1 protein-coding gene and 1 pseudogene are annotated in these 756 nt (G+C 70.6%); one reads left to right on the top strand and one right to left on the bottom strand.

The features are described from left to right. Positions 1 to 56: 56 nt before the first annotated feature. A complete protein-coding gene (locus tag B1991_RS18565) occupies positions 57 to 287 on the top strand; it encodes a BolA family protein (protein ID WP_136260146.1) in 231 nt (76 codons plus the stop codon). A 143-nt stretch (positions 288 to 430) separates the two neighbouring features. Here the strand turns inward: B1991_RS18565 and B1991_RS19060 are convergent. Then, positions 431 to 756, bottom strand: a pseudogene (locus B1991_RS19060) (UDP-N-acetylglucosamine 1-carboxyvinyltransferase); the annotation flags it as partial.

Raw genomic sequence — 756 nt, 5'->3', positions numbered from 1 at the left:
GTCCGGGGCGGCCGGATTCGCTAGAATGCGGGGCTTCATTCTAGGCCAAGCGATCCATGGACGCCGACACCATCCGCCGCATGATCGAGGACGGCCTGCCGGGCGCCCGCGCCCAGGTGCAGGGCGACGACGGCGTGCACTTCGAGGCGACCGTGGTCGCCGAGGCCTTCCGCGGCAAGCTGCCGCTGGCCCGCCACCGCATGGTCTACGCGACCCTGGGCGAGCTCATGGGCGGGGCGATCCACGCCCTGGCCCTGAAGACCGTCACCCCCGACGAGACGGCCTGAGCCGCCGCGCCGCCACCCCAATCGGATTGCAGATGCAGAAGATCGTTGTCACCGGCGGCGCGCCGCTCCAGGGCGAAGTCGTCATTTCCGGCGCCAAGAACGCCGTGCTCCCCATCCCGATCAAGCTGCTCAGCGAGCTCGGCGCCGTGGCGGGCCCGCCACGGGCCGAGCACCAGGATCGACGCGCGCGTGGTCTTGACCAGCTCGTAGGGCGCCACGTGCTGGTTCACGCTGCGCGGATCGACCACCAGGCTGCTGCCGCGCGCCAGCGTGCCCTGGTCGAACTCGACCCCGGCGTCGAGCTCGCTGGGCAGCTTGATCGTGGTGATCACGTCGTGTAGGTGCGGGGCGTTGAGGATCTCTACCGGCGCATCGGCCAGCAGGGTCGCGCACAGGATGGGGAGCACGGCGTTCTTGGCGACGGAAATGACGACTTCGCCCTGGAGCGGCGCGCGGCCGGGGACAACGG

Origin of the sequence: Rhodanobacter lindaniclasticus, from assembly GCF_004799035.1 — a bacterium.
GTDB lineage: Bacteria > Pseudomonadota > Gammaproteobacteria > Xanthomonadales > Rhodanobacteraceae > Rhodanobacter > Rhodanobacter lindaniclasticus.
This window is presented reverse-complemented; position numbering and strand designations above follow the sequence as displayed.

Coding starts and splice junctions, on each gene's coding strand:
- B1991_RS18565 (WP_136260146.1), top strand. CDS start 57: ATGGACGCCGACACCATCCGCCGCATGATCGAGGACGGCCTGCCGGGC.